The 16,436-nt window shown below is 47.9% G+C and carries 14 protein-coding genes and 1 tRNA gene; 6 read left to right on the forward strand and 9 right to left on the reverse strand.

What is annotated here, in order from left to right; translation table 11 throughout:
- Positions 1 to 15: 15 nt before the first annotated feature.
- The 3 genes from ptsP to IEW74_RS13655 are packed head-to-tail and all read right to left on the reverse strand — an operon-like array spanning position 16 to position 4,566.
- Positions 16 to 2,280, reverse strand: coding sequence for a phosphoenolpyruvate--protein phosphotransferase (gene ptsP, locus IEW74_RS13645; RefSeq protein WP_188666186.1), 2,265 nt, complete (start codon positions 2,278 to 2,280; stop codon positions 16 to 18).
- A 13-nt stretch (positions 2,281 to 2,293) separates the two neighbouring features.
- Positions 2,294 to 3,316, reverse strand: coding sequence for an NAD(P)H-dependent flavin oxidoreductase (locus IEW74_RS13650; RefSeq protein WP_188666188.1), 1,023 nt, complete (start codon positions 3,314 to 3,316; stop codon positions 2,294 to 2,296).
- Positions 3,317 to 3,339: 23 nt separating this feature from the next.
- Entirely contained in the window at positions 3,340 to 4,566 is a 1,227-nt protein-coding gene (locus IEW74_RS13655; RefSeq protein ID WP_188666190.1) for an aspartate kinase, read from the reverse strand.
- A gap of 253 nt (positions 4,567 to 4,819) precedes the next feature.
- On the opposite strand from IEW74_RS13655, the gene ubiG reads away from it, so the two are divergent.
- The 3 genes from ubiG to IEW74_RS13670 all read left to right on the forward strand — a co-directional run bounded on the left by ubiG (position 4,820) and on the right by IEW74_RS13670 (position 7,112).
- A complete protein-coding gene (gene ubiG / locus IEW74_RS13660; RefSeq protein ID WP_188666191.1) occupies positions 4,820 to 5,560 on the forward strand; it encodes a bifunctional 2-polyprenyl-6-hydroxyphenol methylase/3-demethylubiquinol 3-O-methyltransferase UbiG in 741 nt (246 codons plus the stop codon).
- A gap of 4 nt (positions 5,561 to 5,564) precedes the next feature.
- The gene (locus IEW74_RS13665) at positions 5,565 to 5,804 is read left to right on the forward strand and encodes a hypothetical protein (protein ID WP_188666193.1); all 240 of its coding nucleotides are present in this window, start codon (positions 5,565 to 5,567) and stop codon (positions 5,802 to 5,804) included.
- A gap of 81 nt (positions 5,805 to 5,885) precedes the next feature.
- Positions 5,886 to 7,112 (forward strand): alpha/beta hydrolase family protein, encoded by a 1,227-nt coding sequence (locus tag IEW74_RS13670; RefSeq protein ID WP_188666195.1) that lies wholly within the window; start codon positions 5,886 to 5,888, stop codon positions 7,110 to 7,112.
- 59 nt (positions 7,113 to 7,171) lie between these two features.
- On the opposite strand, the gene IEW74_RS17550 is transcribed toward IEW74_RS13670, so the two are convergent.
- Both IEW74_RS17550 and IEW74_RS13680 read right to left on the reverse strand, forming a co-directional pair.
- A complete protein-coding gene (locus IEW74_RS17550; RefSeq protein ID WP_188666197.1) occupies positions 7,172 to 9,628 on the reverse strand; it encodes a bacteriohemerythrin in 2,457 nt (818 codons plus the stop codon).
- A 224-nt stretch (positions 9,629 to 9,852) separates the two neighbouring features.
- Positions 9,853 to 10,341: a DUF1178 family protein gene (locus tag IEW74_RS13680; protein ID WP_188666198.1), complete on the reverse strand. Its 489-nt coding sequence runs from the start codon at positions 10,339 to 10,341 to the stop codon at positions 9,853 to 9,855.
- A 154-nt stretch (positions 10,342 to 10,495) separates the two neighbouring features.
- On the opposite strand from IEW74_RS13680, the gene IEW74_RS13685 reads away from it, so the two are divergent.
- A complete protein-coding gene (locus IEW74_RS13685) occupies positions 10,496 to 11,950 on the forward strand; it encodes a M48 family metalloprotease (RefSeq protein WP_188666200.1) in 1,455 nt (484 codons plus the stop codon).
- 51 nt (positions 11,951 to 12,001) lie between these two features.
- Here IEW74_RS13685 and IEW74_RS13690 read toward each other — a convergent pair whose 3' ends face one another.
- From IEW74_RS13690 to IEW74_RS13700, 3 genes are all read right to left on the reverse strand, one after another.
- Positions 12,002 to 12,616 carry an FMN-dependent NADH-azoreductase gene (locus IEW74_RS13690; RefSeq protein WP_188666201.1) on the reverse strand — a complete coding sequence of 205 codons (615 nt, stop codon included), beginning with the start codon at positions 12,614 to 12,616 and terminating at the stop codon, positions 12,002 to 12,004.
- A 133-nt stretch (positions 12,617 to 12,749) separates the two neighbouring features.
- Positions 12,750 to 13,688, reverse strand: coding sequence for a radical SAM protein (locus IEW74_RS13695; protein WP_188666202.1), 939 nt, complete (start codon positions 13,686 to 13,688; stop codon positions 12,750 to 12,752).
- Between the two features lie 94 nt (positions 13,689 to 13,782).
- On the reverse strand, positions 13,783 to 14,043 hold the full coding sequence (locus tag IEW74_RS13700; RefSeq protein ID WP_188666203.1) for a hypothetical protein: 261 nt from the start codon (positions 14,041 to 14,043) through the stop codon (positions 13,783 to 13,785).
- Between the two features lie 222 nt (positions 14,044 to 14,265).
- Here IEW74_RS13700 and IEW74_RS13705 point away from each other — a divergent pair.
- Positions 14,266 to 14,339: transfer RNA gene (locus tag IEW74_RS13705), tRNA-Gly, on the forward strand.
- Between the two features lie 114 nt (positions 14,340 to 14,453).
- Positions 14,454 to 15,170, forward strand: coding sequence for an FkbM family methyltransferase (locus tag IEW74_RS13710; protein ID WP_188666204.1), 717 nt, complete (start codon positions 14,454 to 14,456; stop codon positions 15,168 to 15,170).
- Here IEW74_RS13710 and IEW74_RS13715 read toward each other — a convergent pair.
- Positions 15,164 to 16,393, reverse strand: coding sequence for an O-antigen ligase family protein (locus IEW74_RS13715; RefSeq protein WP_188666205.1), 1,230 nt, complete (start codon positions 16,391 to 16,393; stop codon positions 15,164 to 15,166). The two genes, IEW74_RS13710 and IEW74_RS13715, sit on opposite strands and share 7 nt — an antisense overlap.
- Positions 16,394 to 16,436: the final 43 nt, after the last annotated feature.

Genomic DNA, 16,436 nt, shown 5'->3' on the forward strand with positions numbered 1-16,436 from the left:
CAATCTGTATATGGATTACAACGCGATGTCACGGTCTTTTGCAAATTGACGCAGAACGGGACGCAAACTGTGACGAGACTTACCGGCTTGAGTGTGCAAAAAGTTTTCCAATTCCGATAAAGTCAGGGAGCGGATCATCATTTTCACCGGCCCGATAGAAGATGCCGACATGGACAATTTGCGAAACCCCAAACCCACAAGTACCATCGCATCCAAAGGCCGTCCGCCCATTTCACCACACAGACTTAATGTCACACCGGCCTTATTGCATTTATCGACAACCGCTTTCAACGCATTCAGCATGGGCGGCGACAAGGTGTCATAACGTCCCGAAATACGGGGATTGCCACGATCAACCGCATAGAGGAACTGAAACAAATCGTTCGATCCAACAGACAGGAAATCAATTTTTTCAAGCAAACTGTCCAACTGAAACATCAAAGAGGGCACTTCGAGCATCACGCCGACATTCACCCGAGACGGCAAACGATGGCCTTTGATACTTTCGCGTTCGATCTCCATATCCAGAAGACGGCGTGCTTGCACAAATTCGGCAACTTCTGCAACCATCGGAAACATCACGTTGAGTTCCCGCCCGCCGCAAGCCCGGATCAAACCGCGCAATTGTTGACGCAACAAATAAGGACGATCCAGCGTGACACGAATAGCGCGCCAGCCCATCGCCGGGTTTTCTTCCCCATGATTATCCCAATAAGGCAGTACCTTGTCCCCACCCGCATCCAACGTGCGAAAGACAACGGGCTTACCGCCTGCTTCGTCCATTATTTTTTGATACAATGAAACTTGGGCTTCCACACCAGGGATGTCGGAGCGGGCCATAAACGGTATTTCAGTACGATAAAGCCCAACCCCATCGGCCCCGACTTCTTTCAGATGTTCCAGATCAACCAGCAAACCCGCATTCACGTTTAACGAGACAACCACACCATCTTTGGTGACCGCCGGTTTATCACGTAAAGCCGCATAAGCTGCACGTTGGCGAATACGCGCCTTCACGCTGTTTTTAAAGGCAGATAGAACATCTTCGCCCGGACGGATAAAAATCTGCCCGTTATTGCCATCTACAACAATAGGGTCACCTGCTTCGATGCGCGACAAAGCACTTTTAACTTGCCCAACGACCGGAATATCCAGCGCGCGCGCAATAATCGCCACATGAGATGTCGCCGATCCTTCTTCCAGAACAAGGGCGCGCAGTCGGGTGCGGTCATAATCCAGCAGTTCCGCCGGCCCCATATTTTTGGCAACCAAAACCGCATGTTCGGGAATATCTTCGGGGGAGAGCTTTTCAACCCCGACCAGATGTTGCAACAAACGGTTGGCCAAATCCTGCAAATCATTGACGCGTTCACGCAAATAAGGGTCTTGAACCTGCGCCATACGGGCTTCGGTGTCGTCATGGACCTTTTGCACAGCGGCTTCGGCGGTCAGGCCTGTTTTAATCGCCTCGCGGATACGGCCCAGCCAGCCTGCATCCTCGGCAAACATGCGATAGGTTTCAAGAATATCGCGATGTTCATCGTCCAGACTTTCCGAGGATTGCAACATATCATCCAACGCCCCGTGCATTTCGCTTAAGGCATTGCGCAAACGTTCCAGTTCGGTTTCCGGGTCTTCGGCAACAAAGCGTGTGATGACCACGCGGGCTTCGTGCAAAATGGCAGCGCCCATCCCGATCCCGGCATTCAGGGCCGAGCCTTCCAATCGCAACGGCAACATGGCGATACCGTCGGTGGGCAGGGTTTCCTCTTTATTGATCAACTCGCCACTGCCAACCAGTTCGCCAATAATCATGGCGACGGTTTGCAGGGTTTCAACTTCTTCTTCGGTGTAATGACGTTGTGTCTTGTTCTGGATGACCAGAACCCCAAGGACACGTCCCATGCGCAACAAGGGAACACCCATCATGGAATGGTAATCTTCTTCCCCCGTTTCCGGGCGATAGACATATGACGGATGGTCTTTGGCTTCCGACAGGTTCATCGGACGGCCCGAGGCCGCGATTGCCCCGACAACCCCTTCACCAACCCGCAAACGGGTCAGGTGGACCGCATCCAGTTTCAACCCCTTGGTCGCGAACAGTTCCAAAACCTCGCCCGCGCGCATAATGTAGATGGAACAAACTTCCGCCACCATATCGGTCGCGACAATATTGGTCACCAGTTGCAGGCGCGTTTCCGCCGTTGCATCTGCTGCCATAACGGAGCGCAGGCGCGACAAAATTCCTTTCGGGGCGATGGCTGAACGACCGGGGATCATAACCTGATTGCGATTAGATCGATTGACGTGTCTCTAGGACGGCACACGCCTGCTCGACCAATTCCTCCAAAATTTCCAAAACGGGTTGTTCTTTTTTCACCATGCCGACGGACTGACCGGCCATGACCGAACCAAATTCCACATCGCCATCGATGGCTGCACGTTTCAGGGCACCTGCCCAGAAATGTTCAATTTCCAACTGCGCAGCTTCTTTTTCAAGCTCACCGTTATTGAATTTTTCAATAACGCGGCGCTGAGTCGCCATAAATTCCTCGGTCCCTTTATTGTTCAGGGCCCGCACGGGAATAACCGGGAAATTCGGATCAATTTGCAAGGTTGTCATCGCATCCTTGGCTCCGGCCCGAATAAATGCCTTTTTGAAATTTTCATGGGCAATGCATTCATGGGCACAGACGAAACGCGTCCCCAACTGCACACCGCTCGCCCCCATTTCCAGATAGGACAGCATGGCTTCACCACGACCGATACCACCGGCAACAAAGATCGGCACGTCTTTAATCTGCGGCAAAATTTCCTGCGCCAGAACAGACGTCACAACCGGGCCGATATGCCCACCGGCTTCCGCCCCTTCAATAACCAGCGCATCTGCACCGTTGCGGATCAATCGTTTTGCCAGAACAAGGGCGGGGGAAAAACAGATCACCTTCGCCCCGAAATCTTTCACCCGTTTAATGGATGCGCCACTGGGCAAACCACCGGCCAGAACCACGTGAGTAACCGCATGTTCCTGACAGACATCAATCAATTGGTCCAACTGGGGGTGCATGGTAATGAGGTTCACACCAAACGGCTTGTCGGTCATTGCTTTGGTCGCTGCAATTTCAGCAGACAACAATTCCGGTCCCATAGAACCACCTGCAATCACACCGAAGCCACCGGCATTGGACAAAGCCGACACCAGATTTCTTTCCGAAATCCAGGACATCGCCCCGCCCAGAACGGCAAATTCACAACCGAGAAAATTTTTCCCGCGTTGCCACAATTTATCCAGCTGTTGTCTGGCAGCTTCGCTCATTACCCTACCCCTTATTGTCGTTATTATTCTTGATCGGCATCCAAGCCATATGCAGAGTGCAACGCACGGATGGCCAGTTCAAGATATTCTTCCGCAATCAAGACAGAAACCTTGATTTCAGATGTTGTGATCACCTGAATGTTGATCCCTTTTTCAGCCAACGCGCTGAACATTGTAGCCGCTACCCCGGCGTGGGTTCGCATACCGACCCCCACCACAGAGATTTTAACCACATCGCTGTCAGAGATCATACGCTCATAGGCAACATCGTCTTTACGTTCTTCCAACAACTGGATGGCACGTTTCAGATCACCGCGCGGCACCGTAAAAGTCATATCCGTTTTCTGACCGTCTTCAGAAACGTTCTGAACGATCATATCGACGTTGATGGAGGTATCGGCCAACGGGCCGAAGATACCGGCAGAAACACCGGGGCGATCGGCAACACCGACCAGAGTGATTTTCGCTTCATCGCGTGAATAGGCGATGCCGCTTACAAGTTCTTGTTCCACGATTTCATCCTCCCCGCAAACCAAGGTTCCGGGCTTATCTTCAAAACTGCTTAACACTTGCAGGCGCACATCATGTTTCATCGCCATTTCCACAGAACGGGTCTGCAAAACTTTGGCACCGAGTGAAGCCAGCTCAAGCATTTCTTCGTAGGTGATTTTGTCGAGTTTACGCGCTTTGGCAACGATGCGCGGATCCGTCGTATAGACACCATCCACATCCGTGTAGATATCGCAACGATCGGCTTTTGTGGCCGCTGCCAATGCAACGGCAGACGTATCAGAACCGCCACGACCCAATGTGGTGACACGGTTGTCATTGCCGACACCCTGAAAACCCGGCACAACGACAACTTCGCCGTTTTTCATTCGCGTGTCGATTTCCTCGGTACCGATTTCTTCGATACGTGCTTTTGCATGAACACTGTCAGTACGGATTGGAATTTGCCAGCCCTGCCAAGAGCGTGCAGCAACACCCATCGATTGAAGAACGATAGCCAGCAGACCCGAAGTAATCTGTTCCCCGCTGGACACAACCACATCGTATTCACGGGCATCGTACATGGGCGATGCATCTTCGCAATAACCGACAAGCTGGTTGGTGACACCGGACATGGCCGAAACAACAACGGCCACTTCGTTACCTGCATCCACTTCGTTTTTCACGCGTTGGGCGACATTCCTGATCCGGTCGAGGTCGGCCACCGAAGTGCCGCCAAATTTCATTACGATCCGAGCCATTTGAAGAAATGTTCCTTAAGGCGAAAGTCAAAAAAGGATAAGTCAAATGCGACGCTTTAGCGTGCGCGCGCTATACATACTCTTAAATCCGTTATTTTTGCAAGCCAAATACAGCGTAAAATGCTGCTCTTTGACATGGTTCCATCCCGTGAGTTTACACAAATCAGTTCATTTTTTCATTTAAGACTGGCAAAGCCAAACCTGCGCGTATAAATAAACGGATAGAACAGGCGAAAAAGACCGGAGCAATCACATGGCCTCTACGACAGTCAACCCGGAAGAAGTGGCATGGTTCACCGCCATTGCAGACGAATGGTGGGACCCGAACGGAAAATTCCGCCCGTTACATAAATTCAATCCGACACGTCTGGCCTTTATTCGTGAACGTCTCTGTGATCATTTCGGACTGGATGAAAATGCTGAACAACCGCTTAAGGGATTGCGCCTTCTGGATATCGGTTGTGGCGGCGGTCTAATCTCAGAACCGCTGTGCCGCATGGGGGCTGAAATGACCAGCATCGATGCCGGGGACAAAAACATTAAAACCGCAATAGTTCATGCCGAAGCAGGCGGACTGGATATCGACTATCGTTGTGTCTTTCCAGAAGACCTCGCCAAAGAAGGCCTGCAATTTGACGGCGTTTTAAATATGGAAGTTATCGAACATGTTGCCGATATCGATGCCTTCCTTGAGGCGTCCTGCGCCCTTATTAAACCGGGGGGCGCCATGATCGGGGCGACCTTGAACCGCACCATTAAATCTTTTGCCATGGCAAAAGTCGGGGCTGAATATATCTTGCGCTGGTTGCCGCGTGGCACGCATGATTTCAACAAGTTCGTCAAACCCGGTGAATTTGCCGATGGCTTGCGTCAAAATGGATTGAACGTCATTCAGATGAAAGGCATGACCTTTAATCCTTTGCGGGACAGTTGGTCCCTGACCGACGATCTCAGCGTTAATTACCTGTTGTTCGCAACAAAACAAACCACCTGAACAAATGAGCCAAACAACACCAGGTCTGACAAAACTCACAGGGCTAGAAGGCGAATGCGTCCTTGTTCGTCTGGACCAGATCGCCTGTGCTTATCCATCGAATCTTTACGGCGCGGGTGATGATAGCAATGAATTTGATGTGGAGACATTGGCCTGTACACGGCTTTCCATGATTTGTGGCGATGTCCTGCATGTGATCGAAAGCCCGGAAGAAATCCTTGCATTGGCACACGCGCAATCATAGCGCCCCCACCTGCGGGACTTGCAAAAAACACCTCTTGCATGCATCATAACGCAACCTCTCCCTTTTTAAGTGATGATCACCATGCGTATGATATTTCTCACCGTCTTTTTTTCTTTTTTTATTCTCACTGCGACATGGGCGGCAAATCCGGCCCCTAAAATAAGTCAAAGCCAAATCACCGTCTCCGGCGTATCGTCCGGTGCGTTTATGGCGCAACAACTTCATGTCGCCTATTCCGATATTTTTTCCGGCATGGGGTCTGTCGCTGGCGGGCCATTTTTTTGTGCGCAGAATATGCCGCCCAGTGACATTGCAACCATCAAACAGCAATGTATGATGGGGATCGGTGCGGATCTCACCGCGACAACCTATATTGATAAAGCCGAAACCCTGTCCGCAAACGGGCAAATTGCCCCGGTGGAAAATTTGAAAGATGACAAGGTTTTTATCTTCAATTCCCAAAGTGATCAGGTCATTAACCCGCTTTTGGGCAACGCCTCGCGCCTGTTTTATGATCATTTTATTGAAAATCAAAACAGCAACGTCAAAGCCTGGGCCTATATACCAACCTATGGCCCCTTTTATCCGGTTGCCCACGGCATGCCCACCGCCAAAAGCATATTTGATAAATACGAAAACCTTGGCGATGCCGCCCTTCCCTGTGCCCCGTCCAATTCACAGCAATACAGTTGGTTTCCCAACCAGTTTATGCGCGGCAATGATCCGTGGATGTACCATTGCAATTACGGGTTTGTCGCCGGATATGATCTTGGTAAAGATATTCTATCCCATCTTTATGGCAGCATAAAAAGCCCGACAGACTTTAAAGCAGAGAACCTCTATTCCTTTGCGCAAAAAACATATGTGGATGATCTTGCAACAGATCAGGAATTAAACGATCACGGCATCGGTTCGACCGGGTATGCCTATATCCCGGATGCCTGTAAATCAGGGGAAACAGATTGTAAGCTTCATGTCGCCTTGCATGGATGTCAACAATTCCCGCAATGGACCTTTACTGGCAAAGTCGGGTCGGCGATAGCGGGACAAAAAGTCACTTTTGGCGATCTCTTTTATAAAAATATTTACAATGGATTGGCCGAGGCCAACAACATTGTCATGCTTTATCCACAAGCCCACAATGTTGGGACCAAAGAAGCCGACATCAACCCTTATGGTTGTTGGGCCTTCTGGGCCTTGTTTGATGATGAAACCCAAACTTATTACACCCGTGAAGGCCGCGAAATGAAAATGATTGCCAATATGGTCAATGCGTTAAAAGCCGGGACTTTCGCACTCTCGCAATAAAGAAAAAGGGCGTTTCCCGGATCACCGGATACGCCCATTCTTTATTCTTGTGGAGCAAATCAAGCTTTTAAAGTGTCTGCCAATCGTTTGTCATGGGATAGAATGTGATTGACCCACCAGCTCCCCAGTAAACCTGTCAGGTCAACTTCACCGGATGTTTCACCGGATTTATAACGTGCATACATGTTTTCCACACGCAGACAGAAGGCTTCATGCGCTTTTTTATGTTCGTCATAAAGGGCATAGGAATGATCCTGCATCAATTTTTCTTCTGCGGCAAAATGGGTTCGGGTGTAAGCCTGCAACTCATTAAACGCCTGATCAATATCTTCCCGTGTGGCATTGGTTTTCATAAACTTATAAAGACGATTCACCATCCCCAACAACTGACGATGATCATCATCAATTTGTTTAACCCCAAAGGCCAGATCATCGGACCATTCCACCAAATTCTTTTCATGGCTTTGTTTATCAAACTGAACTTTTTGCAAGAAATCCGTCACTTTGGCGCGCAATATCTCAGCCTGCGACGACAGGGCGCGTGACGCATCCCCGATATGGTCAGATGCTTTTTCCGCACGTTCTGCCGATTCAACCACATGCACAATTTCAGACGAAACATTTTGCGTTCCCGTTGCAGCCTGCTCCACATTGCGGGCAATTTCACTGGTGGCCGCACTTTGTTCTTCCACCGCCGCTGAAATCGAGGCCGAAATCTCGCTCACCTGACTGATAGAACGTGAAACACTGGCAATCGCGCCCACCGATAGGGAGGTAGAGGCCTGCACCTCGGCAATTTGTTTGGCAATTTCTTCCGTTGCTTTGGATGTCTGATTGGCAAGTGTCTTCACTTCCTGAGCCACAACCGCAAAACCTTTGCCCGCATCACCAGCGCGCGCGGCTTCAATCGTCGCATTCAACGCCAGCATATTGGTCTGATCCGCAATATCATTAATCAAGCCGACAAATTCACCAATTCTGGCCACATTGTCTTCCAAAACGCTGATTTTGTGGGATGTATCGGTGGCTGCTTGTACGGCGGTCAGGGCCGTATCGGATGCGGATGATACCTGCGTTGAAATTTCACCGATGGAGGCGGAAAGTTCTTCTGCCGCACTCGCAACGGTTTCCACATTTGTTGAGGCTTCTTCCGCCGATGCTGCCACAGTTGCAGACTGCCCCTTGGTATTGACCGAAATTTCATTCATTTCAGCAGAGGTTTCACGCATGGTGGTATCCGCACTGGACAGGCCGTCCAGTACAGTGATCATCGTCAGTTCAAAATCATGGATATATTCTTCCAACAATTTTTGTCGACGCAGTTTTTCTTCCTGTTCTGCTTGTTTTTCCTGATTGAGGCGCTCGGCTTCAATCATACCGTTTTTGAAAACTTCGACGGAATGCGCCATTGCACCGATTTCATCACCACGCTCACTTCCTTCAACCGCAATCGTCAAATTGCCTTGTGATAAATGGCTCATAACCGTGCTTAGACTTAAAATCGGTTTCGTAATGCCCGCCACAATACGTAACACAATCACAAAGGTAATTACCAACAACAGAACGGTGAACACACTCGTCATATAAAAAGCGGTTTGCGCATCACTTCTGACCTGATCCACTAAACTGACAAGATCTTGGGCAACTTTATTTTCAACCGTTTTCAATAAGTTGATTTTTTTGGTAATCGTATCAAACCAATAGGGTCCTTCAACCCCTTCAGTTGTTCCCGTAACCGGGCTTTCAATAGCAATCTTGCGCATACGTTCAACTTCGTCGACATCCTTGCCTTTAACAGTATCGATCATAAATTGAATTTGGTCATGGCTTGCAAAAATTTTAAAACGGCTCAGGAATGTTTCCTGCATGGCGATCAATTGTAAAAAATTACGATAAATTGCGGGCCTAAACTCACCAGCACTAAACCCACCGGAACCCATCGCGCGTTCAATCCCGGCACGTTCTTTTGCCTGCAAGAATGCTGTGTAGGCCGCGATTGCACCTGTCACAGCTGAATCATTGCTCAGCACCGCCATTTCTTCCACAATACTCAGAAGTTTTGCAATTGTCGGCGTGTAATACCCTGCCATTTGCGGCACGGAAAATTCCAGTTTTGTGACCTTGTCCCGGCTCGCGCCCAATTGATCTAGGGCTTTCTGTGCAACATCAATTTTCGTTTTTAAAACTGCACTGTAATCCTGAACTGGAAATTTCTTTAACGCCTGCTGGAGTTGACCAAAACGGATATCGCTTTCTTTGCGCTGGTCGGTCAGTTTGGTTTGGAATTTCTGGCCCTTGCCCCCGATAAACCCCGCAGATGTGCCGCGTTCTTTTTGTAATTCATGGACCAAGGCACTGATCGTCGGGGCCAACTCTGCCAATGTTGTCAGTTTTTCCATATCTGCAACAATCTGGCGTTTTTCGACGATGTTGCCGCCTGCAAAAAACAACAATCCAAGAACAGGAAGAACCAGCGCCAGAATGATTCTTGAACGAATTCTTATATTACTTAACACAGATATACCCTCCTTCAACCAGCCAATAGATATATTATCTGGTGGGCTATGAAGACTATTTCAATTATTATAACTTAAAAAAATAATCAAATAATACAAAACACTACAATAAGATTGTTACTTACAGTTGATTTTCATAATACGGTTTAAACAATAATGTAAGACTTAATTCGTCTATTTTTATGGAAGTCAGATATTTTTTTACTAAAATCAGCCGATTACGTTTAGTTTGCCTGTTTTTTATCCAATGGTTTGGGCAAGGTCAAAACCTCGATCCCTTCGTCGCGTAACTCCCGCGTTTCTTCCGGGGATGCTTCGCCATAAATATTGCGTTCTTCTGCTTCACCATAATGAATGGCGCGCGCTTCCTGTGCAAAATCTTCACCGACATAATCGCATGTTTCTTCCACATGCTTTTGCAGTTTATTGACCACTTCCATAAAGGCATGCGCCGCATCTTGCGGGTCAGTCCCTTCCCGCATATCATCAGCAGCTTTTTCAGCCGCTTCAATCGCCAGTTCGCGCCCGGTTGAGGCAACACTTTCTTTATGTGAGGCAATTGCCGGTGCCATCACCGCCTTGCGAATATTATCGTTGCTACAGAACGGACACAGGACCTCACCGGCTTTGACCTGTTCATCATAAGCGGCACTATCGCGAAACCACGCTTCAAACTTATGGTCATATTCACAAAGGAGGTCGTAGCGAATCATATTCAAAAACCCGTGAGTTAAATAACAAGGCTGCGGTTTAGCCTGTTTTAAGGTCAGGAACAAGAAAAATACCGTCAAACGCTTTGATTTACGTGCGTTTCAGCTTATCTTTACCGGGAACATTCAGACTCAAAACCATTTTTAAACGGTCCGCATGAAGCCTTTTATCCTTTTTAGCGTTTTCGCCCTGCTTGCAGTGTCCACCTCCGGCTGCTCGGTCAATCCGGCAACCGGGAAAAGCAGTTTTACCGGCCTGATGTCGGAACAACAGGAACTGAATGTTGGAAAACAAGAGCATCCGAAAATTCTCAGACAATTCGGTGGCGCTTACGACCACGCGGCTATTACACGCTACGTAAACGATTTAGGCCAGCGTCTCGCCAAAGAATCTGAATTACCGAATCTGAAATGGACATTTACGGTTCTTGATGATCCCATTATCAATGCATTTGCCTTGCCCGGCGGTTTTATCTACATCAGTCGCGGTCTGATTGCATTGGCCGAAAACGAGGCCGAACTCACCGCCGTCCTCGGTCACGAAATCGGTCATGTGACCGCGCGTCATACCGCTCAACGATATAGTAAATCGGTTTTAACCGGTGTCGGCGCGACCATTTTGGGAATTGTTATCGGTGGCCCTGCCGGGGATATCGCCAACTTTGCCGGTCAGGCTTATCTCGCCAGCTATTCGCGCGACCATGAAATGGAAGCCGACATGCTCGGCATTCGTTACATGACCAAGCTGGGCTATAATCCCAAAGCCTCCGCCAGCTTCTTTAAAAAGCTTGCCCAACATACCGAGCTTGAAGCCCGTATGAAAGGCGAACAGGGACAGCAATCACATTATTCCATTTTTGCCTCCCACCCTGACACACGTAAACGGATCGCCGCATCCAGCAAGATTGCACAATCTTACCCGCCGGATGTGGACTTCCTGAACCAAAAAACCTATCTCGCCCTGATCAACGGAATTGCGTATGGTGAAAGCATTAAACAAGGCCTGATTGAAGACCAGACCTTTGTTCATCCCGATCTACGCATCCGCTTTAGCGTTCCCGATGAATTCCAGCTGGTCAACAAGCCAGACATGGTTGTCGCCACGGATAAAAACGGAAATGCCCTTGTCTTTACAATGGGTAAAAAAGGGTATGGCCGCCTTACAGCCCACAAATATCTGACAGAGATCTGGGCCAATAAATATAATTTACGTGAACTACAAACTCTGGACATTAATGGACTGGACGGGGCCACCGGATTGGTGCGCATCAAAAATGCCAAAGGGGTGCGTGACCTGCGTTACCTTGCAATTGTCGATGGCGACGAAATTTTTCAATTCCAGTTCCTCACTCTGCCCAATATGACAGAAGCCTTGGCCCTGCCATTTCGCAAGGTGACCTACAGCTTTGAACGTCTGTCTCAACGTGAAGCCAACGCGATTACGGGCTATCATATCACCCTCTATCGTGCCGGAAAGAAAGACAGTATCGCCTCGTTGGCACAACAAATGAAAGTGGAAAAGTTCAAAGAAGACTGGCTCAAAGTTCTTAACAACGAAACCTTAAGCGATGGCTTACAAGCCGGGGAAACCTTAAAACTAATCACAAAATAAAAAAGGGAGGGGGCTAAAACACCCCTCCCTTTGGCAGAATACGCGTAGACTTTACGCAGCCAACGCTGCTGAAATGTCCTGAGTTGCCCCGGCAATCGCTTGGGCGGCTGCCTCTTCACCCATCGCAATCCCATTGGCTTGGATCATGGTCACATTCTGAACACCGATAAAACCAAGAACCGTTTGCAGATAAGGCAGGACAAAGTCCATGTGCGGATATCCGTTTTCGGAATAATCTCCACCGCGTGCGGCAATCACATAAACCGGTTTATCCTCAACCAAGCCGACCGGCCCGTTCTCGGTATATTTGAACGTTTCACCTGCACGCGCAATATGATCGATATAGGCTTTCAGGGTTGAAGGGATACCGAAATTATGCATCGGTGCCCCGATTACTACACTGTCGGCCTCTTTAAATTCAGCAATCAGTTGTTCAGATCGTTTGGCATGCGCGGCCTGTTCTTCTGTACGATCTTCAGCTGGTGTGAAAAAAGCGCCCAGAATTTCACCATCCAGATGGGGCAAGTTCAACGCAGACACGTCACGTTCGACAACTTCGACACCATCATGGGTCGATTGATAGCGTTCAACAAACGCTGCCGCCAATTGACGTGTTACAGATTTATCGCCCATCGGGCTGGAATGGATCACAAGCAATTTAGACATTTTTAAACCTCACAGGAATGAAACTTCGATTGCCAAGAGGATGCCTTGTTTCTTTAAAATCGATAATAGGGGGATTTAGAAAATGATTGTTTCCAAATTTTATTTATTGCTGCACCATCGCTTCCATTTCCTGTCAAGCTTTACGACAGGAACCGCCGCCAAGCACACAAAATTTTGCACAATGAGGATGATTAAGGGCCACAGGCCCCCCCGATGTCGATAAACGCGTTCCCATTTCAAATTTTGGATCATAGGGCAAGAGCGTACAAGGCACAACTTTGGCAACACGATCGCCTTTGCGCCGAATAACCATGCGTGACGTCGCGCACATCATGGCATCGGGACGAACCCCTAAAATATCCCAACAGGCCACCGTAATTTCGGGTACATCTGCGTCAACATCCATTTCGGGAAATAAAATCAACTTTGCGGGGTCCATTGCATCGACACAAAGGTCATATTGCGCAAACATGTGTCCATACCCGGCCCGCGCGACATCTTCGCCTTCCTGCCATAACGTGCGCCCGGCAACCGCCAGTTTAAATTCATTTTCAGATAACCAGCACAAGCCCTCAATCATCGTGTCCCAGCTCTGTGGGCCGCGCAGTTTTTCGTGATCTTTTGCGCGGTAATGATCGACGGAAACACGGATCGCTAATTTCTGTCCATATGTATTCTTTAATTTCAACAATGCTTCTTTGTGATGATGTAACGGCTTCATCGCATTGCTGAGAACCAGCACATCAAACCCTCGTTCCAGACAGAGGGTCAAAATCTCGATAATCTGTGGGTTCATAAACGGTTCACCGCCGGTAAAACCGATTTCCTGAACCGTCATACTGTGTGTGACAATTTCATCAAGGAATGTTCGCACATCATCCGTTGTGATATAGACCAACCGATCATTTGTCGGACTGGAGTCCATGTAACAGCCCTGACAGGACAAATTGCACAAACTTCCGGTATTGAACCACAAGGTTTCCAGCTGTTTTAATGCGACATGTGCGCGGGTTTCCCCTTTTGCCGTTATCTCGGGGTGTTCAAATTTTGTATAGGGTAACGGGCGATCCACGGGGCGTTCCTTTTTTTAATCCATCCCTCTAAAAACTACCCTGATCCAGAGTTCGGACCAATTCAAAAAAACGTGAACACCTTCGAAAAAAGCATTACATGGAATAATCGCCAACAATCAGAACAAAAATCACCACGACCAGAAGAACAGCCTGCGTGTAATAAAGAAAAGTCAAAAACCCGCGCGCACGTTTTTCAACACACATTTTATACTTAGGGTAGGCAACCCAGCGTGAGAAAAAAGATCGTTTATCCGTCTTATCCGTTGGAAATTCTGAGAAAAACAATTTAGCAATCACAGCAATCAGGAGCAATCCTGCAAGTAGAACCGTCACAATATAGGCCTGAAGAATCATAGGGTGCACCGCTTTTTATCTGTTTCATTTGGGTGTGATCCTAAGAAGGTCCTCCTCCCATCACCTTGACGCTGGATAATTCTCTCATAATAAAAACATCAGGGTTGATATCTTTCCAAAGGGTGCAGGTTACCCATTTAACCAGACAATCATTTATTTTTCACAAGACATCAAATTTCTATTGAAACCGACGGCCCCCTCCATTAAAACCTTTTTGGTCAAGCGGGCGTAGTTCAATGGTAGAACGACAGCTTCCCAAGCTGTACACGAGGGTTCGATTCCCTTCGCCCGCTCCAAATCTCCCCGATTAATCTAAATTATATTCATCCTGCTTCCCGTGAGCAGAGCAGTTGATTTACGTCTACACACCCTATATACAGAGGTTTTCTGGGGTTGCTGGGGTTGTCATCATGTTCAGTGAATTTAAAAAGAAATATATTAAGAATACCTATCTATATGATTTATATCGTAGTTTTAGATATGGCACCTATCATAAGGCCTATTCATTCTGGGCAGAAGATTTCTGGGTAGATAAGGCCACCGCCAATATTGAAAACGGCACCTATGTCGATGTCGGATGTAATCATCCGGTTTTAGGGTCCATTACCTACCGCTTATTCCAGCGTAACTGGTCCGGTGTAAATATCGATTTTGACCAGAAAAACATCGACCTTTGCAAAAAATATCGTCCCCGTGACAAATCCTTCTGCTGCCCCATCTCTGACAATGAAGCAGATGTAGATTGCTACAGTTTTGATGCCGGCAATGTCCTCAACACACTGGACAAAGATGCGGCGGATGAGTGGGCGGAAAAAATGGGCAAGCCCTATAATGTCCGCACCATGAAAACCCGGACACTGAACGGCATTTTAAAAGAAGCCGGGATTCAATCCATTGATTTCTTGAACATCGATGTTGAAGGTTTTGAAGATCAAGTTTTTAAAGGGTTCGATCTTTCTAAATACGCCCCAAAACTCATCGCCTGTGAAATCCATATTGTCGATTTACGGGAAATGGACAAATCATGGTCTTATAATCATTTGATTAACAACGGCTATACCCTGATTTCAAAGATTGGCCCGACCTGTATGTTTAAGCGCAACGACTGTGACGAGGTTTTCTACTGATCTGCACGCATTCTTTCTCGTTCAACGATAAAAAGCATCAAAAACAGGCCGCTTGTCACAAAGTAAGAGACCTGCCACCACATGCTCCAATAAGAAAAATTAAAAAGGCCGGTTCCCCAATAAACCGCATTTACCGCAATGCCCCCCAGCATGGCAAAGGATGAGGTCGTTAAATAAACGCGCAAAGATTTAATAAAAACCCAACAGACCATCATCACAAACGGGATCGCCCCGATAATTCCACCATCCAAGATAATTTCTACGATCCAGTTATGGGGGTGACTGGGTAAAGCCTGTACGTCCAGAAAATTAACTAACGGCGTCCCTTTTTGCGCCATATAATCCAAAAGCGACATCTCAGCCATGGGATGATAGTTCGATGCATTCAGCCCCAAACCGACCCAAGGGCTATATTGGAACAGATCAAAGGAAAATTTCCAGATTAGTTGACGATGTAAATCAACCATCCATACAGGTATTAGAGCAGTTTCGCTATTTTCTCGACTACTAAAAACTGTTTGTTCTGGTAGCCAAACAACAGCAATCCCCACCCCAATTGCAACAACCGCAATAAAAAGAAATAAACGACGTAAACGGTTTTGCCGATCCACAAATAAGATCAGCACACCACTGAGCGCAACCAGTAAAAGTCCCAATAAACTGACTTTAGAAGACATCAACATAATATGGGTCACGCATAAGCCGATATTGGCAATCCCCAGTATTTTCCAGATATAGCCATGTCGGGTCGCAATGAGGTACAGGCAAGCCGGAATTATTAGAACAAAGCCATTGACCAAAGCCTTGGGTAATCCCTTTGACAGAAACAGCGCCGCAAGCATCACGATGAAGATCGATGTGACGAGACTGCAAATTGCGATTTGCAAGTGGTGCCGTAAACAAAACAGGATATAAAAGATCAATCCCGCCACAACAAATGTGCGCGCCCAGGCCTCGGCCGACAAACCGATGCGCAGGGAGAAAGGTATATTCACCGCCAAGGCCAGAGCAACAATACCGACCCCGCCCATCAACCTTTTATCCAGATAAGGACGCAGCGCGTGAACAACTTCACGATGGTTGACGCTCACCAGCGTCAGGATCAAAGCAAGGCCTAAGAAAATACCAATAACTGCACGGCCCATATATAACGAGGCAACCGATGCACCTAATAAAAGGGCAGCAGCATTCAATCGCATTTCTTTGGAAAATAGGTCTGTCATTATTGCGGCCTGTGTTGATGGAACGTCCCAACTTAGTAAGTTG

Origin of the sequence: Terasakiella brassicae, assembly GCF_014641495.1 — a bacterium.
GTDB classification, from domain to species: Bacteria; Pseudomonadota; Alphaproteobacteria; order Rhodospirillales; family Terasakiellaceae; genus Terasakiella; species Terasakiella brassicae.

Coding starts and splice junctions, on each gene's coding strand:
- ptsP (WP_188666186.1), bottom strand. CDS start 2,280: ATGATCCCCGGTCGTTCAGCCATCGCCCCGAAAGGAATTTTGTCGCGC.
- IEW74_RS13650 (WP_188666188.1), bottom strand. CDS start 3,316: ATGAGCGAAGCTGCCAGACAACAGCTGGATAAATTGTGGCAACGCGGG.
- IEW74_RS13655 (WP_188666190.1), bottom strand. CDS start 4,566: ATGGCTCGGATCGTAATGAAATTTGGCGGCACTTCGGTGGCCGACCTC.
- ubiG (WP_188666191.1), top strand. CDS start 4,820: ATGGCCTCTACGACAGTCAACCCGGAAGAAGTGGCATGGTTCACCGCC.
- IEW74_RS13665 (WP_188666193.1), top strand. CDS start 5,565: ATGAGCCAAACAACACCAGGTCTGACAAAACTCACAGGGCTAGAAGGC.
- IEW74_RS13670 (WP_188666195.1), top strand. CDS start 5,886: ATGCGTATGATATTTCTCACCGTCTTTTTTTCTTTTTTTATTCTCACT.
- IEW74_RS13680 (WP_188666198.1), bottom strand. CDS start 10,341: ATGATTCGCTACGACCTCCTTTGTGAATATGACCATAAGTTTGAAGCG.
- IEW74_RS13685 (WP_188666200.1), top strand. CDS start 10,496: ATGAAGCCTTTTATCCTTTTTAGCGTTTTCGCCCTGCTTGCAGTGTCC.
- IEW74_RS13690 (WP_188666201.1), bottom strand. CDS start 12,616: ATGTCTAAATTGCTTGTGATCCATTCCAGCCCGATGGGCGATAAATCT.
- IEW74_RS13700 (WP_188666203.1), bottom strand. CDS start 14,043: ATGATTCTTCAGGCCTATATTGTGACGGTTCTACTTGCAGGATTGCTC.
- IEW74_RS13710 (WP_188666204.1), top strand. CDS start 14,454: ATGTTCAGTGAATTTAAAAAGAAATATATTAAGAATACCTATCTATAT.
- IEW74_RS13715 (WP_188666205.1), bottom strand. CDS start 16,393: ATGACAGACCTATTTTCCAAAGAAATGCGATTGAATGCTGCTGCCCTT.